This window comes from Streptomyces sp. Ru73, assembly GCF_002920575.1.
Lineage (GTDB): Bacteria > Actinomycetota > Actinomycetes > Streptomycetales > Streptomycetaceae > Streptomyces.
Map to the genome: position 1 here is coordinate 67994 of NZ_PQSQ01000014.1, position 25965 is coordinate 93958.

Below are 25965 nucleotides of genomic sequence, written 5' to 3' on the forward strand. Positions count from 1 at the left end.
TGGGGTCGGTGTGGCGTGGTGGGGTACGGGGTCACCAGGTGACGGGCAGCTCGTGGCAGCCGTAGATGGCCATGTCCGTGCGGAAGGGGATGGACTCGATCGGCACGGCGGGGCGCATCGCCGGGAAGCGGCGGAGCAGGGTCGCGAGGACGACCTGCAGCTCGACGCGGGCCAGCGCCTGGCCGAGGCACTGGTGGATGCCGTAGCCGAAGGCGACGTGGTGCTGCGCGTTGGGACGGCAGACGTCGAGCGTGTCGGGGTCCTCGAAGGTCTCCGGGTCGCGGTTGGCGGCCGGCACGGCGACCACGACGCCCTCGCCGGCGCGGATGAGCCGGCCGCCGATCTCGACGTCCTCGGTGGCGGCGCGGCGCGGGCCGTTGCGGATGATGCTGTGGAAGCGCAGCAGTTCCTCGACGGCGCCGCGGATCAGCGAGGGGTCCTCGCGCAGCTGCTGCGCGGTCTTCGGCTCGCCCATCATGCTCAGCGCGGAGAGGCCGATCATGTTGGCGGTGGTCTCGTGCCCGGCGACCAGCAGCAGCGCGGCGAAGCCGATGACGTCGTCGTGGGTGATCTCCCCGGCGTGCTGCTGCTCGACGATCAGGCGGCTGAGGATGTCGTCGCCCGGGTTCGCCTCCTTGGCGGTGACCAGGCCGTCCAGGTAGGCACGCAGCTCGTTGCGGGCGGCGTCGGCCTCCTCCTTGGCGACGGTGCGGGACAGCAGCTTGCCGGTCAGGCCCTGGAAGAGCGCGTGGTCCTCGTAGGGGACACCGAGCAGCAGGCTGATGACGAGGGAGGGGACGGGGAGCGCGAGGGCCTCGACGAGGTCCACCGACTCGGCGCCGTTGAGCTTCGCGGACTGCATCTGGTCGCAGAGCTCGTCGGTGATCCGCTGGATCTCCGGGCGCAGCGCCTCGACCTTCTTGACCATGAACTCGCGGGTGACCATCCGGCGGAGCCGGGTGTGCTCCGGCGGGTCCATGCGGATGAAGCCGCGGTTCTGCTGGTTGGCGCCGCCGGTCATGCCGCTGAGCGGGTAGCCCGGGGTGGTGGTGTCGGAGCTGAACCGGGTGTCGCCGAGGATCGCGCGGATGTCGGCGTACCGGGTGACGAGCCACGCCCAGGTGCCGTCGGGCAGCGAGACCTTCTTGATCGGCTCCTCGATCCGCATCCGGCCGAACTCGGCGGGCGGGTCGAAGGGGCAGCCGGTGGGGGGTTCCACGGGCAGCGGGGCATGGGGGGAAGTGACGGTCATGTCGCTCCTTGCGGACACGCGGAGGGTGGCGCCGTACTCGGACGCTCGCCTAACACCCGTAAACTTACACGCGTAAAAGGCAGGCAAACGGACCGGGGGTCCCGTCAACTGCCGCACGGACAGCGGGTACGCTGGTGGTGGTTGCCAAATACAACCCATTGCCCGGAGTGCGGCCCGGATGCCGCACGGATGCTGCCGCCCGGACGGCGCTCGGCGCGCGGGGCGGTCAGGTCCCCTCGGTGTCCCGCTCCAGCAGCAGGTCGAGGATTTCGTCGACGAAGCGGTGCAGGCGCTCGGGGTTCTTCACGGCGGGCAGCACCTGCCAGAGCATGACCCGGCCGTGCACCGCCGACCACAGGACGTACGGCGCCTCGTCGCGGGAGCAGCGCACCCGCCGGCCCGCCTCCTCGCACGCGGTCAGCGCGTCGTGCAGGCCGCGCACCAGCAGGCCCGCCGGGTGCTGCGCCAGCCGCTCGGAGTCGACCGGGGACTGCCGGGTCTCGTAGAGCAGCCGGTACTTCGCCGGGTGGTCGATGGCGTACCGGCAGTACGCGCGCAGCCGGGCCCGCAGCCGGGCCACCGGGTCGCCCTCCGGGACCAGCGCGCTCGCCGCCGCCATGTCCTCGACCAGCCGCTCGTAGCTGACCTGCATCGTCGCCCAGACCAGCTCGGTCTTGTCGGCGAAGTGCCGGTAGATGCTGGGCGCGGCGACCCCCGCCTCGCGCGCGACGGCACGCAGCGACAGCGCGTCCTCGCTGCCGACCTGCTCCAGCAGCCGCTCCGTCGCGGTCAGCAGCTCGGCGCGCAGCCGGTCACCCTGGCCGCGCGGGTTCCTGGGCCGTGCGGCCGCGCTCTCCGTCATCGCCGTGCGCCTCTTTCTCGTCCTGGCGGGCACCCAAGAGTTTCATACCGCTCCCCCGGGCCCGCCGCACGGCCACCGCCGAGCCGCTAGCGTGCGGGCATGCCCGAGCCACCGCACCCCGACGCCGGTCCGGCCGCCGCCGTGCCCGCCCGGCGGCCCGACCTCTTCCCGCCCGGCCTGCCGGTCGCCGGAACGCTGTCCCGGCACGCCTCCGGCCGGGCCTGGCTGGCCCGGCTGCCGCGGCTCGTCCGCGAGGCCGCCGCGCGCTGGGAGCTGCGGCTGTCCGCACCGTTCGACGGCGGCAGCTGCTCCTGGGCGGCCCCGGTACGGCTGCCCGACGGCGGCCCCGCCGTACTGAAGGTGACCTGGCCGCACCGGGAGGCGGCGGGCGAGGCCGCCGCACTGCGCGCCTGGGACGGCCACGGCGCGGTACGGCTGCTCGCGCACGATCCGGAACGCCACGCGCTGCTCCTGGAGCGCTGCGTCCCGGGTACGACGCTGCTGGACGCGGTACCGGAGACGGACGCCGGCCCCGAAGCCGAGCGGAAGGCGGCTCTTCCAGGCGCCGCGCTGTCGCCCTCCGAAGCCGGGCGGGACGCCGCTCCTCCTGGTGCCGCGCTCTCGCCCTCCGAAGGGCTCTGCCGCGCAGCCGACGTGCTGGCGGAGTTGTGGCGCGCGCCCCGGCCGCCGGACGGCGAGCTGGAGACCGTGGCGGCGGTCTGTGCCGAGTGGGCGGACCTGGTGCGCGCACGGCAGGACCGGCTCCGCCCGCCGTACGACCCGGGCCTGGTGGAGCTCGGCGCCACCCTGCTCCGGGAGCTGCCCGCGACCGCCCGCCGGGACGTCGTCGTGCACGGCGACTTCAACCCCGGCAACGTGCTGGCCGCCGGCGGCCCCCGCGGCTGGCTCGCCATCGACCCCAAGCCGATGACCGGCGACCCGGCGTACGACCCGTGGCCGCTGCTGACACAGCTGGACGACCCCTTCGCGCACCCCGCGCCGGGCGACGTGCTCCGCGCACGGCTGCGGCTGCTCGCCGGCCGGCTCGGCGAGGCGCCCGAACGCCTCGCGGCCTGGGGCGTCGCCCGCTCCGTCGAGAGTGCCCTGTGGTCCGCGGCGCACGACGACGTGCCGGGCGGCGCCCAGGAGCTGGCGGAGGCCCGGACACTGGCTGAGGTCGCGGGGCTGTGAGGCGGGCGACGGCCGCACGGGCACGGTTTTCGGCCAACTGCCTCTAAGCTGACTGTGCATGAGACGCGAGTGTCCGGTGGTGACGGTCTGGGACGAGGCGACGCCCGGTGCCCCGCGCGTCGTCATGGTGTTCGGGCCGATCGCTCCCGGGCCGGAAGTCTTCGCCGGTCAGCGGCCGTTGGCCGAGCTGTTCCGGCTCGAACTGGCCGGGCCGACGGCGGGCGGCACCGGGCGGGACGGCCCCTGGGTCGCGGAACTCCTCGGCCGGGGCGCCCACTTGCTGGGGCACTGCGCCGGCGCGACGGCCGCCCTGAACGCCGCCGCTGCCGCGCCGGACGCCGTGCGCTCCCTCACGCTGATCGAACCCTGCGGCCTGCGGGCCACCGCGGAGGGCCTGCGGAGCACGTCCCCTCGCGGTGGCCCGCCCGACCCGCCCGTCCGCCAGGCCGCGCTGCTCACCGCCGCCTGGCCGAAGCTGATCGTGAACGGGGCGCCCGGCCGCCCGTACGACGCCCGCCGCCGCTGCGCCCACCCCACGCCGCCCGGGTACGGCGAGCAGCTGGCCGACGCGCTCGGCGCCCGCCAGCTGCGGGTGGACGACGCGGGCCATGCCCCGCAGCGCGACCGGCCCGGCCCGGTGAACGCAGCGCTGCGGCGGCTGTGGCAGGGCTGAGCGGCACCGGCCGGCCCCTTGGGCGATGGGCCCTGCGCGGCGGCCCCGGCCTCCCGTGCCTACGCGGCGGCCTCGGCCTCGCGACGGGCGGCCGCCGCCGTGTGGGCTGCCTCGTAGCCCTCCGGGACGCCGGCGGCGAGCACGATGTCCGCGTCGATGTGCCGAGTGCGCAGCGGCACGAGCTCCTGGTAGGCAGGTGAGTCGTACCAGGCGCGGGCCCGCTCCAGGTCGGGGAACTCGATCATGACCAGGTGCCCGGGCCAGGTGCCCTCGCGGACCTCGACCGTGGTGCCGTGCACCAGGAAGCGGCCGCCGAAGGGATCCATCGTTTCCTGGATGCGTTCCATGTAGGACAGCACGTCCTCGTGCCGGCTGCCGTTCTTCAGGTGGGCCACGGCGTACGCGCTCATGTCGGTCCCCTCTCCCCGTAGGAGGCGCCGGCCGCCCGTGCGGCCCGCGCTGACCCGTACGGTGGCACGTCCGGGTCAGCGCGTCGATGACCTCCGAGGTCATGGCCGGCGCGCGGGACTCAGTTCGCGCGCAGCGCCGCCAGCTGCTCCTCGAACGGCACGACGTCGTCGAGGCCGTCGACGTCATCGAGCGCGTCGGAGCCGTCGGGACCGTCCGCGGGCGAGGCGTCCGCGGGCGAGGCGTCCGCGCCGCTCGTGGCCGGTGCCGACGCCGGGCCGATGGGCAGCAGTGCGGTCAGCTCCGCCGCGGCCCGTTCGATGCGTTCGGTGAGCGCGCCGCCGGGGCCGCTGCCGCCCGTGCCCCAGTCCTCGGACGCGGCGTACACCGCGGTCGGCACGACCACCGCGCGCAGGTACGCGAAGAGCGGGCGCAGCGCGTGCTCCAGCGCGAGCGAGTGCCGGGGCGTGCCGCCGGTGGCCGCGATGAGCACCGGCTTGCCGGTGAGCGCGGTGTTGTCGACGACGTCGAAGAACGACTTGAACAGCCCGCTGTAGGAGGCGGTGAAGATCGGCGTGACGGCGATGACGCCGTCCGCCTCCGTCACGGCCTCGATCGCCTCCGCGAGGGCCGGCGAGGGGAAGCCGGTCACCATGTTGTGCGCGATGTCGGTGGCCAGGCCGCGCAGTTCGATCACGCGGACCTCCACCGGCCGGGCCGTCCCGTCCGCGGCGCGCTGCCGGGCGGCCTCGGCCAGCCGGTCGGCGAGCAGGCGGGTGGACGACGGCACGCCGAGCCCGGCCGAGACGGCCACGATCGTCAGGGGCTTCATTCCGCCACCTCCTCCAGGGCCGCGGCGTCGCGCTGTGCGACGCGGGCCGCGTGCGTGGGCCCGTCCGGCACCTCGGCCGGGCGGTTCTTGGCGAACTCCTTGCGGAGCACGGGGACGACCTCTTCGCCGAGCATGTCCAGCTGCTCCAGGACGGTCTTCAGGGGCAGGCCCGCGTGGTCCATCAGGAACAGCTGGCGCTGGTAGTCGCCGACGTAGTCACGGAACGCGAGGGTCTTCTCGATGACCTGCTGCGGGGAGCCGACGGTCAGCGGCGTCTGCTCGGTGAACTCCTCCAGGGACGGCCCGTGCCCGTAGACCGGCGCGTTGTCGAAGTACGGACGGAACTCGCGCACCGCGTCCTGGGAGTTCTTGCGCATGAAGACCTGGCCGCCGAGGCCGACGATGGCCTGCTCGGCGGTGCCGTGGCCGTACTGCGCGTACCGGTGGCGGTAGAGCCGGACCATCTGCCGGGTGTGGTGCTTGGGCCAGAAGATGTGGTTGTGGAAGAAGCCGTCACCGTAGTACGCGGCCTGTTCGGCGATCTCCGGGCTGCGGATCGAGCCGTGCCACACGAAGGGCGGTACGCCGTCCAGCGGGCGGGGCGTGGAGGTGAAGCCCTGCAGCGGGGTGCGGAACTTGCCCTCCCAGTCGACCACGTCCTCGCGCCACAGCTTGTGCAGCAGGGCGTAGTTCTCGATGGCGAGCGGGATGCCCTGGCGGATGTCCTGGCCGAACCAGGGGTAGACCGGACCGGTGTTGCCGCGGCCCATCATCACGTCCATCCGGCCGTCGGTGATGTGCTGCAGCATCGCGAAGTCCTCGGCGATCTTCACCGGGTCGTTGGTGGTGATCAGCGTGGTGGACGTGGAGAGGATCAGCCGCTCCGTGCGGGCCGCGAGGTAGCCGAGCATGGTGGTCGGCGAGGACGGCACGAACGGTGGGTTGTGGTGCTCGCCGGTGGCGAAGACGTCCAGGCCGACCTCCTCGGCCTTGAGCGCGATGGCCAGCATCGCCTTGATCCGCTCGTGCTCGGTCGGCGTCCGGCCCGTCGTCGGGTCGGTGGTGACGTCGCCGACGGTGAAGATCCCGAACTGCATGGTGCCGCCTCCGTACGGTCCGCGTGGGGACGCGGTAGTTGAATCATGAACTACACCGCCCAACCGTATCGGCCACGCACGTATTCCGCACGTCCGACCCCCGCGCGCTCACCACAAGCGACTGGCGGAAATAACACCGATCCCGTGAAGTTCACGTCTTGATTTGAGAACTTCACATGTGCTTTTGTTTTAAGCACCATGAACGACGTGATCCCTGAGAACTCGCCGTCCCCTGGCCCCTCCCCCGGAGGCCCCGGCGGCCGCCGCCCCGTGGTGGGCGTCTCGCTGAAGCTGTACTTCGGGCTCGCCGAGACCCGGAAGTGGCTCGCGGACGTCGCCGCGCTGGCCGGCACCGCCGCGCTCGGCACCCGCGCCGTCGACCTCTTCGTCCTGCCCTCCTTCCCGGCCCTGGCCGACGCCCGCGAGCTGCTGGCCGGCACCGGGGTGGCCTACGGCGCGCAGGACGTGCACTGGGCCGAGTCCGGGCCGTGGACCGGCGAGGTCTCGGCGGGGATGCTCGCCGAGGCCGGGGCCGCGTACGTCGAGGTGGGGCACGCCGAGCGGCGCGCGCACTTCGGCGAGACCGACGAGACCGTGCGCGCCAAGACCCGCGCCGCCACCGCCGCCGGGCTGGTGCCCGTGATCTGCGCGGGCGAGCGGGACGGCACGGACCCGGCGGCGGCCGCCGAGGAGACGGTGCGGCAGGTGCGGGCCGCGCTCGCGGGCGCCGTGCCCGGCAGTGAGGTGGTCGTCGCCTACGAGCCGGTCTGGGCGATCGGCGCCGCCGACCCCGCGCCCGCCACTCACGTCCTGACCGTGGCCGCCGCGATCCGCGCCTGCCTGGACGCGCACGACGTGCGCGGCCGCCTCATCTACGGCGGCACGGCCGGGCCCGGTACGTACGAACGGCTCTCCGCAGGCCCCGTCGACGGCCTCTTCCTCGGCCGGCTCGCCCATGACACCGAGGGCCTGCGCCGCGTCCTCGACGAGATCGCCCCGTCCGACCACCCCAGGGAGACCCCATGACCTACCGCATCGCCATCGGCTGCGACGACGCCGCCTTCGAGATGAAGGACGCGATGATCGCGCACCTCAAGGGCCTCGGTTACCCCGTCACCGACCTCAGCGCGACGCCCGACGAGGACTACCCGGACGTGGCCGAGCGAGTGGCCCGCAGCGTCGCGCGCGGGGAGCACGAGCGTGCCGTCCTCGTGTGCGGCACCGGCATCGGCATGGCCATCGCCGCCAACAAGGTGCCCGGCATCCGCGCGGCCCAGATCCCGGACAGCTACAGCGCCGAGCGGGCCCGCAAGTCCAACGACGCGCAGATCGCCTGCTTCGGCAGCCGCACCATGGGCGTGCACGCCGCGCTGGTCTGCCTGGACCACTGGCTGGTCTCCGACTTCGCCGGCGGCGGCTCGGCGCCCAAGGTGGAGAAGATCAAGCAGGTCGAGACCCGCAACCTGGTCGCCTGAACCGTCCCGCACCGCCCCGACCCGAAAGGTGGCAGCACCATGCGCGCAGTAGTCATCGAGGAACCGAACAAGCTGAACGTGACCACCGTGCCGGACCCGACGCCCGGCCCCGGCGAGGTCGTCGTCAAGGTCACCGCCGCCGGGCTGTGCGGTACGGACGTGCACATGCTGGCGGGCGAGTTCGGGCCGACGAAGTACCCGGTCGTCCCCGGGCACGAGTTCTCCGGCGAGATCGTCGCGGTCGGCGCCGACGTCACGGAGTTCGCCGAGGGCGACAAGATCGCCGCCGATCCGGCGATCTACTGCGGTGCCTGTCACTTCTGTGCCATCGGCCGCGGCAACCTCTGCGAGCAGTGGGGCACCATCGGCATCACCGTGGACGGCGCGGCCGCCGAGTACGTGAAGGTCCCCGCGCGCAACTGCTACCGGCTGCCGGAGACCGTCGAGCTGCGGCACGCCCCGCTCATCGAGCCGCTGTCGACGATCGTGCGCGGCTTCGACATCGTCGACCCCAAGCTCGGCGACCACTTCCTGATCTACGGGGCGGGCACCATGGGCCTGCTGTACATGCAGGTCGCGCAGCGCGCCGGGGCCGGCTCGGTGTCCGTCGTGGACATCAACGAGGACCGGCTGGCGGTGGCGAAGAAGCTCGGCGCCGACCACGTCGCCACCAGCGCCGACGACCTGCCGGGCCCCCGGCTGGGCTGGCAGGTCGTGACCGACTGCACCGGCAACGTCAAGGCGATCGAGGACGGGCTGACCCGGCCGATCCGCGGCGGCACCTTCCAGCAGTTCGGCTGCGCGCCCGACCAGGAGATGGCGCGGTTCTCGCCGTTCCGGATCTACAACGACGAGATCCGCATCGTCGGTTCGATGGCGATCCTGCACAGCTACGGGCGCGCGGTGGAGCTGCTGGGCAAGGGCGTCATCGACTCCGAGACGATGATCACCCACCAGTTCGCGCTGGACGAGTACGCCGAGGCGCTGGAGACCTTCAAGCGCGGCACGGGCCGCAAGCTGCAGATCGTGCCCGACAAGGCCGCCGCCTGACGTACCGCCGACGGCGGTACGGGCGGGGCGAAACCGGTGGTCCGGGCCGCCCCGCCCGGCGAGAATGCCCGCATGCGACGCCTCGTGGTCCTCGACGCCCCGTCCAACCTCGGCCTCCGGCCGCCCGCCGAAGGCACCGTGCCCGGCTGCTACAAGCTGGCGGGCGCGCTGCGCGACCGGCGGCTGGTGCAGCGGCTCGGCGCGTACGAGGGCGGGGTCGTCGTGCCGCCCCGGTACGACCGCGGCGGCTGGCGGCCGGGCGACGGGGTGTTCAACGCCGCCGCCCTCGCCGCGTACACCCGCAAGCTCGCCGACCGCATCGAACACCACGTACGCGCTGGGGACTTCCCCGTGGTGCTGGGCGGGGACTGCTCCATCCAGCTCGGCGCCTCGCTCGCCCTCCGCCGCATCGGCCGGTACGGCATCGCCGTCCTGGACGGTTCGGCGGACTTCCGGCATCCGGGCAACGCCGCCCACGTCGGCGCCGCGGGCGGCGAGGAACTGGCCCTCGCCACCGGGCGCGGCCAGCCGGACCTGACGGACCTCGAAGGGCTGCGGCCGTACCTGAAGGACGAGGACGTACGGGTCCTCGGCATCCGGGACGACGACACCGAGCGGGCCGAACTCGCCGAGCTGAAGATCATGAATGCCACGGTGGGCGAGATCCGCGAGTGGGGCGCGGCGGAGCTGGCCCGCGCCGTGCTGCGCACCCTCGAAGCCCCGGTGACCGGGGGCTTCTGGGTGCACCTGGACGCGGACGTGCTGGATCCGTCCGTGATGCCCGCCGTCGACAGCCCCGACCCCGGCGGCTTGCTGCCCGGCGAACTGGGCACGCTGCTGCGCACCTTCGTGCGGTCCGAGCGGTGCGTCGGCCTCAACGTCACCATCTACGACCCGGACCTCGACCCCGACGGCTCCTGCGCGGCGCTGCTCGCGGACGTCGTCGTGGAAGCGCTCGTCGGGAGCTGACCGCGGGAGGGAGCTGACCGCGGGCCGGCGCGTCAGCCCGCCAGCGCCGCCAGTTCGCAGCCCGCGTGCAGGAAGGCGCCCACGCCGAAGTCGGCCGTGGTGTCCGGGCCGACCGGCTGGCTCGACTCGGGCCGGTCGCCGACGCCCTGGACGTGGCCGAGGAAGCCGTCGGGGTGCACCGCCGTGGTGGTCAGGCCGTGCCAGGCGCGCACCGCCACCGGGAGGTACCGCGCACGCGGCACGAGCCGGGTGCGCAGCGCGTAGGCGGTGGCGTACAGGAAGAAGGACGTGCCGCTCGTCTCGGGGCCCGGGAGGTGCGCGGGGTCGGCGAGGTTCACGTTCCAGAACCCGTCGGCGCGCTGGACGGCGCGCAGCGCGGCCAGTTCGCGCATCAGCGTGGCGCGGTACTCCGGTACGTGCCGGGCGCCGGCGGGCAGCGTGCCGAGGACCTTGACGTGGGCGCCGGCCACCCAGCCGTTGCCGCGCGACCACAGGACGGGCCGGCCGTCCGGCGAGACGATCCCGCCGGGGAGGAAGCGCTTGTCGCGGTACCAGAGGCCGGCCTGCGGGGCGTACAGGCCGGGGCCGCCCTCCGCCGACTTGGTGTGCGTGTAGAGCGCGTACAGCTTGTCCCAGTAGGCCGGTTCGGCGCGCAGTTCGCCGAGGCGGGCGAACGGCGGCATGGCCATGTGCAGCGCGTCGTCCCACCACCAGTCGTCGTTCTTCTCCGGCCGGTCGGTGAAGACCATCCGGTGCAGCGAGTCCTCGATGGCGGCGATCTTCCCCGGCTCGGGTTCCAGTGCGTACAGGTCGAGGTAGGTCTGGCCGGCGCAGTGGTCGTCGGCGTGCCGGGTGGTGACGCCGTTGTTCAGCGCGTAGTCGTGGCCCTCGGCCCAGCCGCGTGCGTAGGCCAGGTAGCGGGGGTCGCGGGTGAGGCGGTGGAGGGCCATCAGCCCGCTGAAGAAGGTGGCGCGGGCCCACTTGTTGTCGCCGGGGTCGGCGTGCGCGCCGATCCAGTGGTCGGCGACCCGGCGGAGCACGGCCGTGATCTCGGCCGCGGTGGGGAGCGGTCCGGGCGGGCCGGCGGGCGCCGCGGCGCGGGCGGTGGCGGGGAGTGCCGGTACGGCGGCGAACGCGGCGCCCGCCGCGAGGACGCGCCGCCGTGCCGGCTGTCGTCCGGGGTGCCCGAGGTGTGTCATGCCTGCGCCCTTTCCGCCGACGGAAGCCACGCGCGTCACGCAAGCCATACGGCTCACGTACGTGAACATCGTTCACCCACGCGGCGCACAGAATGGCACGCCAACTCCCGTCAGCGGAAGGGGACTTGCCTCAGATCCTGGTGTCCCGGCCCGCCCAGTACGGCTCGCGCAGCCGCCGTTTGAAGAGCTTGCCGGACGGGTCGCGGGGCAGTGCGGCCTCGAAGACGACGGTCCTCGGGACCTTGTAGGCGGCGAGCCGGGCCGCGACGTGGGCGCGGACGTCGTCGGCGGTGAGCCCGGCGGCCGGGTCGGCCTGCACGTGCGCGGCCAGCGCCTCCCCGTACTCCTCGTCCGGGATGCCGAAGACCGCGGCGTCCCGTACGCCTTCCAGCGACAGCAGGCAGCCCTCGATCTCCGCCGGGTAGATGTTGACCCCGCCGGAGATGACCATGTCGTTCAGGCGGTCGCTGAGGTAGAGGTAGCCGTCCTCGTCGAGGTGGCCGATGTCGCCGATGGTGACGTAGCCGGGCAGGTTCGGCGCCTCCATCCGGGCGCGCTTGGCGGGGTCGCCGAGGTAGGTGAAGCGCGGCCAGGTGTCGGCCGGTCTGAGGTAGATCTCGCCGGTCTCGCCGGGCGGCAGCACCTGTCCGTCGGGCCCGAGCACGGCGACCGCGCAGGTGCCCTCCGCGTGCCCGACCGTGCCCGGGTGGGCCAGCCACTGCTCGCTGTCGCACCAGGTCACGGCGCCGGTCTCGCTGCCGCCGTAGTACTCGCGGAGCACCGGCCCGAGCCAGTCGATCATCGCGTGCTTGACGTGCTGCGGACAGGGCGCAGCGGCGTGCACGACCGAGGTGAGGGAGGACAGGTCGTACCGCTCACGGACCTCCTTCGGCAGCCGGAGCAGGCGCACCAGCATGGTGGGGACGACCTGCACGTTCTCGATGCGGTGCGCCTCGATCAGCCGCAGGAACTCCTCGGCGTCGAAGCGCGGCATGAGGGTGATGTCCAGGCCGCAGGCGACCGCGAGCACGGCGTGCTGGCTGGGCGAGGCGTGGTACAGCGGCGCCGGGATCATGGTCCGGCCGCCGGGGCGCACGGCGAAGTAGGAGAGGAAGTTGGCCACCGCGTCGGGCAGTGCGGCGGCCGGGACGGGCTCGCGCAGCACGCCCTTGGGGCGGCCGGTGGTGCCGGAGCTGTAGATCACGGTGGAGGGCCGGTCGGGCACCGGCTCGGCCAGCGGCGCGTGACCGGCCAGCCAGTCGTCCAGGACCGGATGCGCACCGCTGACCGGGGGCGCGGGAAAGCCGCAGGCCGCGGCGACGCCTTCGGGCACGGGCGCCTCGATGACGTGCACCCCTGCGGGCAGGTGCGCGGTGACGGCGGGCAGCATGTCGGAGTGGACGAAGACGGCGCGGCTGCCGCTGTCGGTGAGGACGTGACGCAGGTCGTCGCGGCGGAAGTGCCAGTTCACGGGCACCGCGGAGATGCCCGCCTGGGCGGCGCCGGTGGTGACTTCCAGGTAGGCCGGTTCATTGCGCATGACCACCGAGATCCGGTCACCCGGCGCGATACCGAGGGCCCGCAGTCCGGTGGCGATGCGGGCGGCGCGTTCCTGGAAGGCGGGGTAGGGGCGTTCGTGCCCCGCGGAGCGGATGGCGGGTGCGGACGCGAGATCCATGCAGCCTCCAATGATTTTCGGCTCGCGCACATCAAACCGGCAGCGCCGGGGATTGACCAGGGTGCTCACACCGGAAAACACCGGGCCGCTGACGGTGCATCAGCGTCACGACGGGGGTTCGCCCCCGGTGGTGCCGGCGGCATCGGCTGCCGCAGGGCGCGCGTCGGGGCGCCGGGGCCGGCCCGCGCTCCTATGCTGAGGAGACATGGAGTCCAACGACATTCTGCGCCGGCACGGCGAGGCCATCGACCTGTTCGGGGACCGCGTCCACGCCGTGCGCGACGACCAGTGGGACGCCCCGACGCCGTGCACGGACTGGACGGTGCGGGACCTGGTGAACCACCTGACCGCCGAGCAGCTGTGGGTGCCACGGCTGGTGCGGGACGGGGCCACGATGGAGGAGGTCGGCGACGCCTTCGACGGCGATGTCCTGGGCGACGACCCGGTGGCGGTCTGGGACCGTGCCGCGGTCGCGGCGGTCGCGGCGTTCAGCGAGCCCGGCGCCCTGGACCGGGAGGCGCACCTCTCGTACGGCACGAGCGGCGCGGCCGCGTACTGCAGCCAGATGACGATGGACGCGGTGGTGCACGCCTGGGACCTGTCACGGGCGATCGGCGCGTCGGAGGAGCTTCCGGGCGAGCTGGTCGGCCATGCGCTGCGGGAGGTCGAGCCGTACGCGGCGGAGCTGAGCAAGTCCGGACTGTTCGCGCCCGCGGTCGAGCCCCCGGCCGGCGCCGATGAGCTGACCCGGCTGCTGTGTCTGCTGGGCCGCCGTCCGTAGGCAGCGGCCACAACGGCGTTCCGGCGCGGTCAGCCGCGCCCGGAGCGCATCATCGGGGAGAGCCGGCCGGGTCACCCGGCCGGCCGTACGCGTCAGTCGATACCGCGGAAGATGTGCTGCTCGGTCGCGGATTCGTCCTCGCAGCCCGCCAGGTGGACCGGGGCGCAGCGGCTCCAGACCTCCAGGTTGCGGACCTCCCGGATGCGCCCCTGGCGCTCGCCCTGCTTCGGTCGGGGCTGCTTGCTGATCGTCTGCTCCGGTGCCACCACGCACTCCTTAGCCAAAGGGATGAGGTACTGACGCGGTGGCGCCGTATGTCACAACCGGGAGTTCGGCCATGGTTCGTGGCGCATCCCGCGACGGGCCGAGGATGTCGGCATCTCCCAGACAGGTCGTCCGTCGTCGCCCAGCCTAACGACATGAGTGCCCCACTGCTCGGCAATTACCGTCGATAGGGTCACAGGACGGAGAAACCGCCCCCGCACGGCGGGTTTCGGCCATGGTGGCGGCGTGTGACAGGCATCTTACGACGTGCCCGCGCGCGGCCTTGCGACACGGGCGCAGCCCGGTGGGCACAGTGGCCGCCACGGTGCTACGGATAGGCAGATGGAGTGGTTCCCGGCACCGGAGTACTGGCTGGGCCGGCTGGTCTTCCAGCGGGCCCTGGCCGCGCTGTACGTGATCGCGTTCGTCTCGGCCGCGCTGCAGTTCAGGGCGCTGATCGGGGAGCGCGGGATGACCCCGGTGCCGGAGTTCGTGCGCCGGGTGCCCTTCCGCAAGGCCCCCTCGGTCTTCCACTGGCGCTTCTCCGACCGGTTCTTCGCGGGCTGGGCGTGGGCGGGCGCCGCGCTGTCGGCGGCCGTGCTGGCGGGCGCCGCTGACGCCGTGCCGCTGTGGGTGTCCATGGTGTGGTGGGCCGCGCTGTGGGCGATGTACCTCTCGATCGTCAACGTGGGCCAGACCTGGTACGGCTTCGGCTGGGAGACCCTGCTGCTGGAGACCGGGGCGCTGGCCGTCTTCCTGGGCAACGCGCGCACCGCGCCGCCCGTCCTCGTGCTGTGGCTGCTGCGCTGGCTGCTGTTCCGGCTGGAGTTCGGCGCGGGGCTGATCAAGATGCGCGGCGACCCGTGCTGGCGGGACCTGACCTGCCTGTACTACCACCACGAGACGCAGCCGATGCCGGGCCCGCTGAGCTGGTTCTTCCACCATCTGCCGAAGCCGGTGCACCGGGTGGAGACGGCCGCGAACCACGTCGCGCAGCTGGGCGCCCCCGTGCTGCTCTTCACCCCGCAGCCGGTGGCCACCTGGGCAGCCCTGGCGATGATCGTCACCCAGCTGTGGCTGGTGCTCTCCGGCAACTTCGCCTGGCTGAACTGGCTGACGATCGTGATCGCGGTGTCCGTCGTGGACGCCTCGGCCGTGGGCCTCGGCGGCCTCGCCGGGCCGCCGGCGCACCTCGCCCCGCCCCCGCTCTGGTACGAGGTGCTGGTCATCGCCGTGACCGCGGCCGTCCTCGTGCTCAGCTACCGCCCGGCCCGCAACCTGCTCTCCCGCCGGCAGCGGATGAACACCTCCTTCGAGCCGCTGCACCTGGTCAACGCGTACGGCGCCTTCGGCTCCATCACCCGGGTCCGGCACGAGGTGGTCATCGAGGGCACGGCGGACGAGGTGATCACCGATGCCACCGAGTGGCGGGAGTACGGGTTCAAGGGCAAGCCGGGTGACGTGCGGCGGCTGCCGCGCCCCTTCGCGCCGTACCACCTGCGGCTGGATTGGCTGATGTGGTTCGCGGCGCTGTCGCCGGGCTACGCGAGCCGCTGGTTCGGCCCGTTCCTCGAACGGCTGCTCGAAAATGACCGGGACACGCTGCGGCTGCTGCGCCACAACCCCTTCCCCGGCGAGCCGCCCCGCCACGTACGCGCCCTGTACTACCGCTACCGCTTCACGACCTGGCGGGAACTGCGGGAGACCGGCGCGTGGTGGCACCGGGAGCCGGTACGGCAGTTCTTCCCGCCGACAGCTCTGCGCGGAAGGATCTGACCATGTCCCGGGCGTGCCGCAGCCCGATCCGGGTGACCTCCCGCTCCACGTCGTCCAGCTCGGCGCACACCTCGTCGTACGGCCGGCCCAGGTGCGCCCCGGACTTCACCAGGCCCAGCCGCGCGAGCGCCGTGCCCCGCGGCTCCGACATGGACCGGAACTCCGCCAGCGCGCCCCGGTAGACCACCGCGGCCTCCTCGTAGCGGCCGGCCCGGTACAGCACGTTGCCGCGCATCTTGTGGTTGTAGGCCAGCGCCCCCGCGAGGTCCAGCTCCCGGCAGAGCGCCTCACCGCGGCTCAGCAGCCGCAGCGCCGCCTCCGTCTCCCCCAGCACGGACCGCACGTCGGCCACGCCCCGCAGCGACCAGGCGAGCCCCCGCCAGTCCTCGGCCTCCTCGGCGACCCGGGCGGACTCCTCGAACAGCTCCAGCGCCTTGTCGTAGCCGCCGGTGTTGCGGTGCATCTGCGCGATCCCCGACATCGCCCACACCATGTGCCGCGCCTCGCCGTGCGCCCTGGCCTGCGCCAGCAGCTCCTCGTGCAGTTCGGCGACGGCCTCGTAGTCCCCCTGTATCCGGCCGGTCTCGGCGAGCCCGGCCAGCGCGTACCCGTGCGCGAGGCGGTCGCCGCTCGGCTCGGCGAACGCGACGGCGGCCGCGAGCAGCCGGCGGGCGAGCGCGAGCCGGCCGCACTGGCGGGCGAGGGTGCCGCCGCTCCACAGCGCCCAGGCCATCCCGCCGGGGTCCCCCGCGGCCCGCGCGCTGCGGTAGCTGGCCCGCCACGCGGCCCCGGCCTCCGCGACCCGCCCCAGCCGCCGGCCGGCCTCCGCCTCCGCGAGCGCGGCGCGTGCGGCCTCCCGCGGCCCGTCGGCCGTCCCGCGCGCTCTGCGGGCCGCCGCGAGCACGTCCTCGTACGAGGAGTTCACACTCAACTCCGCCCCCAGCTCCCCCTGATACTCCGGAGCGAATGCCTTCCCGTACATCGCGGTCCTCCTGGTCACATGCGTCGGTCGGTCATCGACGCTATGTGCCGGGGAAGCCGCCACACGTCCCTCCACCTGCGGTGATTCCGGTCGCTCTCGGGATGTACGGACGCGCTGCCGATCACCCTGGAGATGTACGGGGTGTCCCCTAGGGGGAGGAGGCGCGGGCCGGGGGCGACGAAGGATGTACGGGCCGTTCCGCCCTGCGCAGGAGGCCGCGGCCGGGGACGGCGGTGAGGATTCCAGGGGCGACCGGCCACACACACCAGGGGGAGAACGGATGACGCACCGCCGCGGCAGAACAGCCACCACTTCCAGGACCACCCCGTCCACGTCCACTGCGTCCACGGCCACCGCGTCCACGGCGGGCGCCCTGCGCGGGGCCCTCGTCGGCGGCCTCGTGATGGCGACGGCGCTGGGGGCCGGCACCGTCCTCGGCCCGGCCGCCGCCGCGGGCCTCGGCCTCTCCGGGCTGCCTGCCCGGCTGCTGCCGGCCGCGCTGGTCAGCGCCCTCGCCGTACCGCTGCTCGTCGTCGCGCGCCGGGGCCGTGCCGGGCGCCCGCTCGGGTTCGGCGGCCCGCGCGCGAGCCTGCGCGCCTTCCTGACGGGTACGGGCGTGACGGCGGCCGCGGCGGCACTCGTGCTGGGCGCCGCCACGGCCGCCGGGCTGCTGCGCTGGTCGCGCCCCGACCCCGGCGCCCTCGCCGGGTTCCTCGCCTCGAACGCGGTGGTCGCCCTGCTGCTCGAAGCGCTGCCGGAGGAGACGGCCCTGCGCGGCCACGCCTGGACGGCGCTGCGCGGACGGTTCGGCGGCACCGTGGCCGCGCTCGGCACCACCGCGGTCTTCCTGCTGGTACCGGGGGCGTCGACGGTCGTGGGGGCGGGGACCGCGTGGCTCATCGGCGCGGAACGCCAGCCGGTCGGCTTCGCGCCCGGCGGGCAGCCCGCCGCGGACTACCTCGTCCTGCTCGCGGTGTTCGGCCTGACCCTCGTCGCGGCCCGCACGGCCGTGGACCGGGCCCCGCTCTGGGCCGCCATCGGCGCGCACCTGACGTTCCTGACGGTGAACCGGATCGTGCTGGAGGGCGCGGAGCGGGGCGCGGGCTGGTCGGCCCGGCTCCTGACGCCGGACGCTGTCCTGCTCGTACCGGCGTACCTGCTGGTCGCCGCCGCCGGGTTCCTCGTGTGCCGCCGGATCACACGGACACGCGCGGCCGAGCGGACCCTTCGGGCCGTGCGGGAGCGGCCGGGGCCGGACGACGGGTCCCGCGCGTCGCGCCGGCGCGCCGTCGGGCGGTGAGGAGACGGAGCAGGTGGTGGCCGACGAGGGTGGTGAGGGTGCCCAGTGCGATGCCGCTGACGGCGAAGGCGCCGCCCAGGTGGAGGGAGACCCCGCCGATGCCCACGATGGTGCCGGCGGCGGTGGGGACGAGGTTGACGGGGTCGTTGAAGTCCACCTTGTGCGCGGCCCAGATCTTGGCGCCGAGCAGGCCGATCATGCCGTACAGCACCACGGTGACCCCGCCGAGCACGCCGCCGGGTATGGCCGCGACCAGCGCACCGAACTTGGGGCACAGGCCGAAGAGGACGGCGGCCCCGGCGGCGACCCAGTAGGCGGCGGTCGAGTAGACGCGGGTCGCCGCCATCACTCCGATGTTCTCCGCGAAGGTGGTGGTGGGGGCGCCGCCGACCGAGGTGGACAGCGCGGTGGCCAGGCCGTCGGCGAAGATGGCGGGGCCCAGGCTGTCGTCGAGGTCGGTCTCCGTCATCGCCGCCACCGCCTTGACGTGCCCGGCGTTCTCGGCGATCAGCGCGACGAGCGCCGGGAGGGCCATCAGGACGGCGCTCAGGTGGAACTCCGGAGCCTGGAAGTGCGGCAGGCCGAACCAGTCGGCTTCGGCGACGCCGGCGAAGTCGATCCGGAAGTGGGTGGTCACGCGGCCCGTCCCGTCGGCCGCGTGCACGGGGCCGGTGAGCAGGTCCAGGAGCCACGAGAAGGCGCAGCCGCAGAGCAGGCCGAGGAAGACCGCGATGCGGCCCCAGAAGCCGCGCAGCAGGGCCGCAGCGGCGATCACCGCCACCATCGTCACCAGCGCCGCCCACTGGTCCTGCGGCCAGTAGGCGGTGGCCACGACCGGGGCGAGGTTGAAGCCGATGAGCAGGACCACGGCGCCGGAGACCACGGGCGGGAACGTGCGGTGGACGAGGTGCGGGCCTACCTTCCGTACGAGGAGTCCGGTCGCGGCCATCACCACGCCCGCCACCAGGATCGCCCCCAGGACGGTGGCCGTGCCGCCGCCCGCCGCCCTGATCGCGGCCACCGCGCCCACGAAGGAGGCGCTGGTGCCCAGGTAGCTCGGCACCCGGCCCCGCACCACCAGCAGGAACAGGATGGTGGCCAGCCCCGACATCATGACGGCGAGGTTGACGTCCAGCCCCATGACCGTGGGGAAGACGAAGGTGGCGCCGAACATCGCCACGACGTGCTGGAGGCCGAGCCCGGCCGTGCGGGGCCAGGAGAGGCGCTGGTCGGGGCGTACGGCCTGGCCCGGCGGCGGCGCGCCGCCGTCTCCGTAGAGCGTCCAGCGCACGCCCAGTCTGCTGCCCGCCATCGGTGCGGTCACCTTTCTCTCGGTGGGGTGGAACGAAGGGGTGGGGCGGACGCGCGGGGCGGTGGGGCGGGGGCCGCCACCGCCCCGGCGCGGCCGGCGCGCGGCGTCAGGAGACCGCCGAGACGACCGGTGCCGTGTCGCGCGCGCCGGGTTCCGGCAGCGGCGCGCCGGTGATGCCGTCGATCTCCGCGATGACGTCCGGCGCGATCAGGCCGAAGCGCTCGTTCAGGGAGCGGAGCCGGCCGGGCAGCGCGGGTCCGTCGGCGAACTCGCAGGAGAGGATGACGTTGCCGTGTGCCCGGCCGTCGATGTGCAGCCGGGTCGCGCGGACCAGGTCCAGCTCCGTCCGCAGCGCCGCGACCGACTCCGGGGTGAGGTCCGAGACGGGGAACTGGAAGGCGTACCGGCGCGGGCCCTGCCCGAGCCGCCGGGCGTGCGCCGCCGACCAGCGGCCCTGCGCCATGTCCAGCAGGCATGCGTAGGTGTTTTGGCCGGAGGCGGCGATGGACAGCGTCGTGGATCCGGAGACCCGCGGGTTGATCTCGATGATCTGGTAGGCGCCCTCGCTGTAGATCATCTCGACCTCGGCGGCGCCCTCGATGCCGATGTCGGCGCACATGGTGCGCAGCCGTTCGGCGACGGGCGCGAAGTCGGCCTCCGCCTGCAGTCGGGGCGCGGAGTAGCGCAGCGTTCCGAAGGTGAACTCCGGTCTGCCGCCGGTGCGTCCCTTCCAGATCAGCGGCTGGACGAAGTGGTCGCCGCCCCGGCCGACGATCTCCACCGAGCACAGCTCGCCGCGCAGGCACTTCTCCAGCACCGCGTTGCCGTTGTACGGGGACCGCAGGTAGTTGCGCAGGTCGGCCTTGCCGTCCAGGAAGCTGACCCCGTTGGCGAGGCAGTCCCACAGCGGCTTGGTCAGCAGCGGGAACCCGAACCGCAGGGCGCTGCGCTCGACGAGTTCGCCGTACGCGGGGACCGCGAGGCTGCGGCCGTTGAGCAGGTCCCCGTCGAGGAGCATGCCGTCCGGGGTGTCCAGGCCGTAGGAGCGGACCAGTTCCTTGGTGTCCCACTTGTTGGCGAGCCGGCGGGTGGCGTCGACGCCGTGCATGACGACGGGGATGCCGTGTGCGGCCAGTTCGTCCTTGACCAGGGCGTCGCGCAGCGCGTTCTCGTCCGCGATGGAGAGGGAGACCACGCCGTCGGGCCGCCAGCGCAGCAGCTCCTCGGCGAGGCGTCCCGCGGTGATGTCCGGGTCCAGCCGCCGGGCCTCGCCGGGGAAGTCCTCGGGGCCGCACTCGCCGTCCGTGTAGTAGAGCCGGGCCTCGATGCCGTCCCTGCGGAACCGCTCCCGCAGGTGTGCCAGGTACGGGGCCGTCTGCTGGATCTCGATGGACCGGAGGAAGGCTATCTTCGTCACCACTGGGTCACCATCTCCACCGTCACGGCGCTCATCGCCTCGACCGCCGCCTTGTTGACCTCCGTCGCCGTGGCGCCGCGGAGCATGACGTGCCCGACGCGCCCGATGTTGTCCTGCGGCCCGCCCACCTCGTCGCCCGGCATCTTGTAGACGCTGGTGGCGATGGTGTGTTCGCCCTCGGGGAGGTTGCCGATCCACTTGAGGGTGCCGGCCTCCGGCGCGGTGAAGAAGCGGATCGCGGCGGCCGCTTGGCGATCGGGGGTGACGTCGGGCCGCTCCCCCAGCGCGGTCTGCAGGTACGCCCGTGCCTCGCTCACGCCCAGCGCTTCGGACACCAGCCGCATGATGTGGTCGCCGGGCGGCCGCGCGCCGATTTCGATGATCTTCGCGTTGCCCCGTCCGTCGGCCTTCACCTCGGTGTGCGCGATGCCGTTGCGCAGGCCCAGCGCCGCCACCGCCGCGTCGACGGCGGCCAGGACGGCCGCCCGGTCGGCGGGCTGGAGTTGGGCGGGGACGGTGTGGCCCAGCTCGGCCCGGCCCGCGCCGTCGGTGGTGAACTTCTCGGTGACGGCGAGGTGGTGGGTGACGCCGTCGGCGATCACGGTTTCCACGCTGTACTCGTCCCCGCCGACGTACTCCTGGGCCAGCAGCGTGGTGTCCAGCGCGATGCCGTGCGGGAACTCGTGCGTCTGGGCCTGGGCGAGCCGGGCGGCCCCGGGCAGCTCGGCGGCCGAGCGGACGACCGACACCCCGATCGATCCGGCGTTCTCGGCCGGCTTGACGACCAGCGGGTACGTCAGCCCGCTCGCCTCGATGCGCCGGGCCAGTGTCTCGTGGTCGGGGGCGTGGACGGTGCGCGGCGCGGGCACCCCGTGCGCCGCGAACACCTCGGACATCAGCTTCTTGTTGCGGCAGGCGTCGGCGTGCTCGGGGGCGTGTCCGGGCAGGCCCAGTTCGGCGGCGAGCCGGATGGCGAGCGGGGAGAGGAACTCCCAGGAGGTGACCACGCCGTCGATGCCGGTCCGGCGGCAGAAGTCGGCCAGGTCGCGCAGTGCGCGGTCGGGGTCTGCGAAGTCGGTGAAGACCGTGCCGGCGATCGCCTCCCGCAGTTCGGTGCGGTACTGCTCGTACAGCTCCTCGTGCGTGGCGACGTACGCGTCGACGCCCAGTCCGGCGGCCGCTTTCAGCAGCTCCTCGCCGGCGGCCACGTTGGCCTCGATCAGCAGGACTTTCTTCGCGGTGTTCACGGGGTCTTTCCTTCCAGGGAGACGGGGGTGCCGGCGGCGGGCGGGGCCGGCTCAGGGGCCGGTGCGGTCCGCGGTTCCAGGCCGAGCACGAGGGGCACGGCGAGCAGGCTGAGCGCCGCGAGGAAGAGCCAGGGCCAGGCCGGGCCCAGGGCGAGCAGGCCGGTCAGCGCAGCGGGCGCGACGACGCCGCCCAGCGTCCACGACAGCTGGAACACGCCCAGGTAGCGGCCGCGTGCGTGCTCCGGGGCCAGCGAGACACTGAGTTCGCCCATGGGCGGGGAGCCGAGCACCTCGGCGAGCGTGTAGACGATGACGGCGAGCAGGAGGCCGGCGAACACGGCCCAGCCGGGCAGCAGGCCGAGCGCGGCGAAGGCGCCGAACGCCACGGCGTTGACCACGGAGGCCAGCGCGATGACGCGGGCCGGCCGGTGCCGTTCGATCCACCTCGTGGCGACGGTCTGGGTCGTCGCGACCAGTGCCGTGTTGAGGGTGATCAGTACGCCGGCCACCCAGGCGCCGGCGCCGAGGCTGTCCGTCGCGTAGATGCCGAGCAGGACGCTGAGCACCATGGAGGCAAGCACGAAGGCGAGGTTGGCGACGACCAGCCGCAGGTAGCGGCCGTCCTTGAGGACCAGCAGGTACCCGGCGGCCGGGCGTTCCGCCTCGTCGGACCCGGCGGTGTCCCCGCCGGCCCGCTCCCCCGCCGGCCGCCAGCCGGTGATGAGCCAGGCCGCGACCAGGTAGCTCACGGCGTTGAGCGCCACGAGGACGCGCAGGCCCGTGGTGCTGGCCAGGGCCACGGCGAGCGCGGCGACCGCGCCGCCGAAGCCGATGCCGACGTTGCGCAGCGCGCGGATGAAGCCGAACCACCGGGTGCGGTCGTGTTCCTGGGCGACCAGGGTGACCAGGGCGCTGCTGGACGTCCAGTACAGCGAAGCGCCGGCCTGGACGACGAACTGGGTGACGACGATGTGCCAGGCCGAGTCGGCGAACAGCAGGGCGACGAAGCCCAGCGCCGAGGCGAGGTTGCCCACCGCCACCGTGCGGCGCGGGCCGATCCGGTCCAGCAGCCAGCCGGCGAGCGCGGGCCCGGGGAGGGCCAGCGCGTACCCGAGGGTGAGGGCGGTGCCGACCTCGGCGAGCGGCAGCGAGGTGGCCCGCGTGAAGTAGACGACCATGAAGGCCACGACGAGACCGCTCGCGAGGCTGTCGATGACGTTCGCGGTGACGAACCGGCCGTTCCCCGCCAGGTCGGGGAAGCCCAGCTTGGCCAGTACGGTCGCGCCGCGCGGCCGGGCGGGTGGGGTCAGCGGCATGGGTGCACCATTTCTTCTGCGTACGGTGTGCGGGGCGCCCGCCGCGGGAGCCGCCCGCGGCGCGCGCTCGGATCAGAGGTCATAGGCCCGGCGGAACTTCTCCGTGATGTACTCGCCGGAGAGCACCGGGGCGTACCGCGCAGGGCGGCCGGGGCCCGCGCAGGTCGGGATGCACTCGATGAGCGCGTCGTAGTTGGGCTGGTGGAAGAACGGGATGGAGTACCGCTCGCGGTGGGCCTGTTCGCGCGGCGGGTTCACCACGCGGTGCACCGTGCTCACCCACTTGTCGTTGGTCCAGATGGCCATCAGGTCCCCGATGTTCACGACGAAGGAGCCCGGGATGACGGGAACGTCGAGCCACTGGCCGCTCTTGTCCTGGACCTGCAGACCGCCCGGGGACTCGTCCTGGTAGAGGATCGTCAGGCTGCCCCAGTCGCTGTGCACGCCCTTGCGCAGCTGCCCCGGCTCCGGCGCCACCGGCTGCGCCGGGTAGTAGTTCGCCGTCATGTTCGTCATGTGCTGGTCGACCTTGCCGTCGAACCACTGCTCGGGGAGGTCCAGGGCCAGCGCGAAGAGCCGCATGATCTCCTGCGCCAGGTCCTCCATCCGCGCGTAGTACGCGCGGTAAGCCTCGGCGAAACCGGGCAGCTCGGGCCACTTGTTGGGCAGCCGGAGCCGGTCGTCGGCCGAGTCGGGCAGCCGTACGCCGTGCCCCTCGCCGAGCCGGTTGTAGGTGAAGGTCTCGGAGAGGTCGGGGCGCTTGCGCTCGTCCTCGACGGAGGCGTCGGCGTTGGAGGCGGCGAGGCTGCCCTTCCGCCCGAAGCCCCGCATGAGGGGGTCGCGGGGGTCGCTGCGCAGCGCCTCCTTGGCCTCCTGCGGCAGCGCGAAGAAGCGGCGCGTCGCGTCGTACACCGAGGCGATCGACTCCTCGGGCACGCCGTGCCCGACGATCACCAGGAACCCGCTGGTCTCGCAGACCCTGCCGATGGCCTCGGCGACGGCCTGCCGGTCGGCCGCCGTGCCGCCGCGGGCCGGGCCGATGTCGATGACCGGTACGTACCCGTCGACCACGGTGATCAGGGAGCCGCTTCTGGTGTCCGGGGCCGGCTGCGTGCTCATCGTCGTCATGTCGTCCTTCTTCCGTGCGTGTTCGTCTGCGTCTTCGTTCTGTGGGGTGGGCGGCGTGTGCCGCCGGGGTCGCTTCCGGCGCGCTCCTGGGTCACTTCCAGCGGGGCGGCGGGGGCTGCCAGGACGCGCACACGTCGAAGAGGTCCTGGGCGTCCCGGATCAAGGTGAAGGCCGCCAACTCCTCCGGGCTGAGGAAGCCGTTGACGGCCATGCCGCGCGCCATGCCGAAGAGGCGGTTCCAGTAGCCGTCCGTGTTGACCAGCGTGATCGGCTTGCCGTGGTGGCCCAGCACCAGCCAGGCCCACACCTCGACGATCTCCTCGACCGTGCCGACGCCGCCGGGCAGCGCCACGAAGCAGTCGCCGAGGTCGGCCATCAGCTGCTTGCGCTCGTGCATCGAGTCGACGACGTGCAGCTCGGTCAGTCCGGGGTGCGCCACCTCGGCGTTCACCAGGGACTGCGGGATGACGCCGGTGACCCGGCCGCCGGCCGCCAGCGCGGCGTCGGCCACCGCGCCCATCAGGCCGACGGCGCCGCCCCCGTAGACGATCTCCCAGCCGGCCTCGGCCACCTGCCGGGCGAACCGCCGTGCCTCCTCCAGGAACACCGGGCGGTTGCCCGGCGCCGAGCCGGCGTAGACGGTCACCTTCCGCTGCTTGTCCCTCAGGCCCTCCGCGCGGGAGATCACGGGCTGACCCGGCCGAAGGAGTTGAACGCCTGGTGCGTCAGCGGCATGAGCTTCGCGAACTCGTCCTCCATCTGCTCGGCGACGATCTCGATCTCGCGCTGCGGGTGGGAGACGTAGGAGGCGTCCTGCCGGTTGGTGCGCAGTCCGAGGAAGTGCATCAGCGAGCGCGCGTTGCAGGTCGCGTAGACGGCGGAGTACGTGGAGACCGGCAGCACCATCCGGGCCAGCTCGCGGGCGACGCCGGCCTGCAGGAGGTTGGTGTACTCCTCGTAGGCGGCCTCGTACACCCGGGACGCCGAGGCGGTCAGGAACGCGTGGTCGCCGTCGGCGCCCGGCACGTACTGGTAGTCGCCGGGCTTGCCCTCCTGGCGCAGCAGGCGGTCGCCGTCCGGTACGTAGAAGACCGGCTTGATCTCCCGGTAGCGGGCGCTCTCCTCGTTGAAGGACCAGGTGCGGTGCCGCATGAGGTGCCGCACGGTGAAGATCGGGGCGCTGATCAGGAAGGTCATGTAGTTGTGCTCGAAGGGACTGCCGTGCCGGCTGCGCATCAGGTACTTGATGAGGCCGTTCATGTAGCCCTCGCCGCGCTCCTCGCGGTGCGCCCGCTCGCCGGCGGTCGAGACGCGGGCCGCGCGCACCACGCCGAGGTCGCTCGCGGAGTGGTCGACCAGCTCGACGGTGATGTCGCTGCGCAGCTCGAATCCGGGGCCCTGCGGGAGGCTCACCGGGGAGGTCGTGAGGCCGGCCGGCGCCTCGATTTCACTGACGGTCATTTTCCGTTTCCTTCTCTTCCTGATTACCGTGAATTGGTCTTGTACCGGGCTTTGCGCGACCTTTACCGCTTCCCCCAACCGGAATCCGCGCTTTCACTTGCCGCGGCCATCGCGTACTTCCGGCCGGCCCACCCCTGAGTCGTGGCCCTGAACATTTCCCACCCCTCGTTCCTGTCCTTGCGGTCCGTTCCGCCCGGTGCCCCACCATCGTGTCCCGCGAGTCCGGCGGTTGAGAATGCCGGAAGCGGCTCACCTTTCTGCACTGCGCCAAGATGAGGGGTGAAAAATGGACGCA

The 25965-nt window shown here is 73.2% G+C and carries 25 protein-coding genes; 9 read left to right on the plus strand and 16 right to left on the minus strand.

Translation table 11 applies throughout. The features are described from left to right. Nucleotides 1–31 precede the first annotated feature (31 nt). Both C3486_RS09390 and C3486_RS09395 read right to left on the minus strand, forming a co-directional pair. Nucleotides 32–1252 (minus strand): cytochrome P450, encoded by a 1221-nt coding sequence (locus tag C3486_RS09390; RefSeq protein ID WP_103832142.1) that lies wholly within the window; start codon nucleotides 1250–1252, stop codon nucleotides 32–34. A gap of 226 nt (nucleotides 1253–1478) precedes the next feature. Further along, entirely contained in the window at nucleotides 1479–2114 is a 636-nt protein-coding gene (locus C3486_RS09395; RefSeq protein ID WP_103832143.1) for a TetR/AcrR family transcriptional regulator, read from the minus strand. Nucleotides 2115–2213: 99 nt separating this feature from the next. Between C3486_RS09395 and C3486_RS09400 the strand changes: the two genes are divergently transcribed. Both C3486_RS09400 and C3486_RS09405 read left to right on the plus strand, forming a co-directional pair. After that, nucleotides 2214–3305 carry an aminoglycoside phosphotransferase family protein gene (locus C3486_RS09400; RefSeq protein ID WP_103832144.1) on the plus strand — a complete coding sequence of 364 codons (1092 nt, stop codon included), beginning with the start codon at nucleotides 2214–2216 and terminating at the stop codon, nucleotides 3303–3305. 58 nt (nucleotides 3306–3363) lie between these two features. Then, nucleotides 3364–3978, plus strand: a complete 615-nt coding sequence (locus C3486_RS09405) for an alpha/beta fold hydrolase (protein ID WP_103832145.1) — start codon at nucleotides 3364–3366, stop codon at nucleotides 3976–3978. 59 nt (nucleotides 3979–4037) lie between these two features. Here C3486_RS09405 and C3486_RS09410 read toward each other — a convergent pair whose 3' ends face one another. From C3486_RS09410 to C3486_RS09420, 3 genes are all read right to left on the minus strand, one after another. Continuing rightward, nucleotides 4038–4388, minus strand: coding sequence for a DUF1330 domain-containing protein (locus C3486_RS09410; RefSeq protein ID WP_103832146.1), 351 nt, complete (start codon nucleotides 4386–4388; stop codon nucleotides 4038–4040). 119 nt (nucleotides 4389–4507) lie between these two features. Beyond that, nucleotides 4508–5218 carry an FMN reductase gene (locus C3486_RS09415; protein WP_103832147.1) on the minus strand — a complete coding sequence of 237 codons (711 nt, stop codon included), beginning with the start codon at nucleotides 5216–5218 and terminating at the stop codon, nucleotides 4508–4510. Continuing rightward, nucleotides 5215–6315, minus strand: a complete 1101-nt coding sequence (locus tag C3486_RS09420) for an LLM class flavin-dependent oxidoreductase (RefSeq protein WP_103832148.1) — start codon at nucleotides 6313–6315, stop codon at nucleotides 5215–5217. The genes C3486_RS09415 and C3486_RS09420 overlap by 4 nt, the downstream gene beginning before the upstream one ends. Before the next feature lie 207 nt (nucleotides 6316–6522). Here C3486_RS09420 and C3486_RS09425 point away from each other — a divergent pair, with 207 nt between their 5' ends. From C3486_RS09425 to C3486_RS09440, 4 genes are all read left to right on the plus strand, one after another. Further along, nucleotides 6523–7341: a triose-phosphate isomerase family protein gene (locus C3486_RS09425; RefSeq protein ID WP_308461231.1), complete on the plus strand. Its 819-nt coding sequence runs from the start codon at nucleotides 6523–6525 to the stop codon at nucleotides 7339–7341. Continuing rightward, entirely contained in the window at nucleotides 7338–7790 is a 453-nt protein-coding gene (locus C3486_RS09430; protein WP_103832150.1) for an RpiB/LacA/LacB family sugar-phosphate isomerase, read from the plus strand. Before C3486_RS09425 ends, C3486_RS09430 begins: the two co-directional genes overlap by 4 nt. Before the next feature lie 39 nt (nucleotides 7791–7829). After that, on the plus strand, nucleotides 7830–8840 hold the full coding sequence (locus C3486_RS09435) for a zinc-dependent alcohol dehydrogenase family protein (protein WP_103832151.1): 1011 nt from the start codon (nucleotides 7830–7832) through the stop codon (nucleotides 8838–8840). 72 nt (nucleotides 8841–8912) lie between these two features. Next, nucleotides 8913–9809, plus strand: a complete 897-nt coding sequence (locus C3486_RS09440) for an arginase family protein (RefSeq protein WP_103832186.1) — start codon at nucleotides 8913–8915, stop codon at nucleotides 9807–9809. A 32-nt stretch (nucleotides 9810–9841) separates the two neighbouring features. Here C3486_RS09440 and C3486_RS09445 read toward each other — a convergent pair whose 3' ends face one another. After that, nucleotides 9842–11008: a glycoside hydrolase family 88 protein gene (locus C3486_RS09445; protein WP_103832152.1), complete on the minus strand. Its 1167-nt coding sequence runs from the start codon at nucleotides 11006–11008 to the stop codon at nucleotides 9842–9844. Nucleotides 11009–11138: 130 nt separating this feature from the next. Next, nucleotides 11139–12686 (minus strand): AMP-binding protein, encoded by a 1548-nt coding sequence (locus C3486_RS09450; RefSeq protein ID WP_103832153.1) that lies wholly within the window; start codon nucleotides 12684–12686, stop codon nucleotides 11139–11141. Nucleotides 12687–12891: 205 nt separating this feature from the next. Here C3486_RS09450 and C3486_RS09455 point away from each other — a divergent pair, with 205 nt between their 5' ends. Beyond that, nucleotides 12892–13467 (plus strand): TIGR03086 family metal-binding protein, encoded by a 576-nt coding sequence (locus tag C3486_RS09455; protein ID WP_103832154.1) that lies wholly within the window; start codon nucleotides 12892–12894, stop codon nucleotides 13465–13467. Between the two features lie 92 nt (nucleotides 13468–13559). Here C3486_RS09455 and C3486_RS37200 read toward each other — a convergent pair whose 3' ends face one another. Continuing rightward, the gene (locus tag C3486_RS37200) at nucleotides 13560–13733 is read right to left on the minus strand and encodes a hypothetical protein (protein WP_181138496.1); all 174 of its coding nucleotides are present in this window, start codon (nucleotides 13731–13733) and stop codon (nucleotides 13560–13562) included. Nucleotides 13734–14073: 340 nt separating this feature from the next. Between C3486_RS37200 and C3486_RS09460 the strand changes: the two genes are divergently transcribed. Beyond that, entirely contained in the window at nucleotides 14074–15507 is a 1434-nt protein-coding gene (locus C3486_RS09460; protein WP_103832155.1) for a lipase maturation factor family protein, read from the plus strand. On the opposite strand, the gene C3486_RS09465 is transcribed toward C3486_RS09460, so the two are convergent. Next, the gene (locus C3486_RS09465) at nucleotides 15410–16489 is read right to left on the minus strand and encodes a tetratricopeptide repeat protein (RefSeq protein ID WP_103832156.1); all 1080 of its coding nucleotides are present in this window, start codon (nucleotides 16487–16489) and stop codon (nucleotides 15410–15412) included. The genes C3486_RS09460 and C3486_RS09465 overlap by 98 nt on opposite strands. Before the next feature lie 280 nt (nucleotides 16490–16769). On the opposite strand from C3486_RS09465, the gene C3486_RS09470 reads away from it, so the two are divergent. Then, nucleotides 16770–17789, plus strand: a complete 1020-nt coding sequence (locus C3486_RS09470; protein WP_181138497.1) for a type II CAAX prenyl endopeptidase Rce1 family protein — start codon at nucleotides 16770–16772, stop codon at nucleotides 17787–17789. On the opposite strand, the gene C3486_RS09475 is transcribed toward C3486_RS09470, so the two are convergent. From C3486_RS09475 to thyX, 7 genes are all read right to left on the minus strand, one after another. Then, complete coding sequence (locus tag C3486_RS09475; RefSeq protein ID WP_103832157.1) at nucleotides 17686–19101, minus strand: uracil-xanthine permease family protein; 1416 nt, start codon at nucleotides 19099–19101, stop codon at nucleotides 17686–17688. The two genes, C3486_RS09470 and C3486_RS09475, sit on opposite strands and share 104 nt — an antisense overlap. A 106-nt stretch (nucleotides 19102–19207) precedes the next feature. Then, the gene (locus C3486_RS09480; protein ID WP_258052680.1) at nucleotides 19208–20518 is read right to left on the minus strand and encodes an acetyl-CoA carboxylase biotin carboxylase subunit family protein; all 1311 of its coding nucleotides are present in this window, start codon (nucleotides 20516–20518) and stop codon (nucleotides 19208–19210) included. Further along, nucleotides 20515–21765: an ATP-grasp domain-containing protein gene (locus C3486_RS09485; RefSeq protein ID WP_103832158.1), complete on the minus strand. Its 1251-nt coding sequence runs from the start codon at nucleotides 21763–21765 to the stop codon at nucleotides 20515–20517. The genes C3486_RS09480 and C3486_RS09485 overlap by 4 nt, the downstream gene beginning before the upstream one ends. Beyond that, nucleotides 21762–23081 (minus strand): MFS transporter, encoded by a 1320-nt coding sequence (locus C3486_RS09490; protein WP_103832159.1) that lies wholly within the window; start codon nucleotides 23079–23081, stop codon nucleotides 21762–21764. Before C3486_RS09490 ends, C3486_RS09485 begins: the two co-directional genes overlap by 4 nt. Nucleotides 23082–23153: 72 nt before the next feature. Continuing rightward, a complete protein-coding gene (locus C3486_RS09495) occupies nucleotides 23154–24209 on the minus strand; it encodes an isopenicillin N synthase family oxygenase (protein ID WP_258052681.1) in 1056 nt (351 codons plus the stop codon). 91 nt (nucleotides 24210–24300) lie between these two features. Beyond that, nucleotides 24301–24855 carry a TIGR00730 family Rossman fold protein gene (locus C3486_RS09500; RefSeq protein WP_258052682.1) on the minus strand — a complete coding sequence of 185 codons (555 nt, stop codon included), beginning with the start codon at nucleotides 24853–24855 and terminating at the stop codon, nucleotides 24301–24303. 38 nt (nucleotides 24856–24893) lie between these two features. Further along, entirely contained in the window at nucleotides 24894–25670 is a 777-nt protein-coding gene (gene thyX / locus C3486_RS09505) for an FAD-dependent thymidylate synthase (protein WP_103832160.1), read from the minus strand. Nucleotides 25671–25965: the final 295 nt, after the last annotated feature.

Excerpts from the sequence above, each read along its gene's own strand:
- C3486_RS09390 (WP_103832142.1), bottom strand. The coding sequence starts at position 1,252 with ATGACCGTCACTTCCCCCCATGCCCCGCTGCCCGTGGAACCCCCCACC.
- C3486_RS09395 (WP_103832143.1), bottom strand. The coding sequence starts at position 2,114 with ATGACGGAGAGCGCGGCCGCACGGCCCAGGAACCCGCGCGGCCAGGGT.
- C3486_RS09400 (WP_103832144.1), top strand. The coding sequence starts at position 2,214 with ATGCCCGAGCCACCGCACCCCGACGCCGGTCCGGCCGCCGCCGTGCCC.
- C3486_RS09405 (WP_103832145.1), top strand. The coding sequence starts at position 3,364 with ATGAGACGCGAGTGTCCGGTGGTGACGGTCTGGGACGAGGCGACGCCC.
- C3486_RS09410 (WP_103832146.1), bottom strand. The coding sequence starts at position 4,388 with ATGAGCGCGTACGCCGTGGCCCACCTGAAGAACGGCAGCCGGCACGAG.
- C3486_RS09415 (WP_103832147.1), bottom strand. The coding sequence starts at position 5,218 with ATGAAGCCCCTGACGATCGTGGCCGTCTCGGCCGGGCTCGGCGTGCCG.
- C3486_RS09420 (WP_103832148.1), bottom strand. The coding sequence starts at position 6,315 with ATGCAGTTCGGGATCTTCACCGTCGGCGACGTCACCACCGACCCGACG.
- C3486_RS09430 (WP_103832150.1), top strand. The coding sequence starts at position 7,338 with ATGACCTACCGCATCGCCATCGGCTGCGACGACGCCGCCTTCGAGATG.
- C3486_RS09435 (WP_103832151.1), top strand. The coding sequence starts at position 7,830 with ATGCGCGCAGTAGTCATCGAGGAACCGAACAAGCTGAACGTGACCACC.
- C3486_RS09440 (WP_103832186.1), top strand. The coding sequence starts at position 8,913 with ATGCGACGCCTCGTGGTCCTCGACGCCCCGTCCAACCTCGGCCTCCGG.
- C3486_RS09445 (WP_103832152.1), bottom strand. The coding sequence starts at position 11,008 with ATGACACACCTCGGGCACCCCGGACGACAGCCGGCACGGCGGCGCGTC.
- C3486_RS09450 (WP_103832153.1), bottom strand. The coding sequence starts at position 12,686 with ATGGATCTCGCGTCCGCACCCGCCATCCGCTCCGCGGGGCACGAACGC.
- C3486_RS09455 (WP_103832154.1), top strand. The coding sequence starts at position 12,892 with ATGGAGTCCAACGACATTCTGCGCCGGCACGGCGAGGCCATCGACCTG.
- C3486_RS09460 (WP_103832155.1), top strand. The coding sequence starts at position 14,074 with ATGGAGTGGTTCCCGGCACCGGAGTACTGGCTGGGCCGGCTGGTCTTC.
- C3486_RS09465 (WP_103832156.1), bottom strand. The coding sequence starts at position 16,489 with ATGTACGGGAAGGCATTCGCTCCGGAGTATCAGGGGGAGCTGGGGGCG.
- C3486_RS09470 (WP_181138497.1), top strand. The coding sequence starts at position 16,770 with ATGACGCACCGCCGCGGCAGAACAGCCACCACTTCCAGGACCACCCCG.
- C3486_RS09475 (WP_103832157.1), bottom strand. The coding sequence starts at position 19,101 with ATGGCGGGCAGCAGACTGGGCGTGCGCTGGACGCTCTACGGAGACGGC.
- C3486_RS09490 (WP_103832159.1), bottom strand. The coding sequence starts at position 23,081 with ATGCCGCTGACCCCACCCGCCCGGCCGCGCGGCGCGACCGTACTGGCC.
- C3486_RS09495 (WP_258052681.1), bottom strand. The coding sequence starts at position 24,209 with ATGACGACGATGAGCACGCAGCCGGCCCCGGACACCAGAAGCGGCTCC.
- thyX (WP_103832160.1), bottom strand. The coding sequence starts at position 25,670 with ATGACCGTCAGTGAAATCGAGGCGCCGGCCGGCCTCACGACCTCCCCG.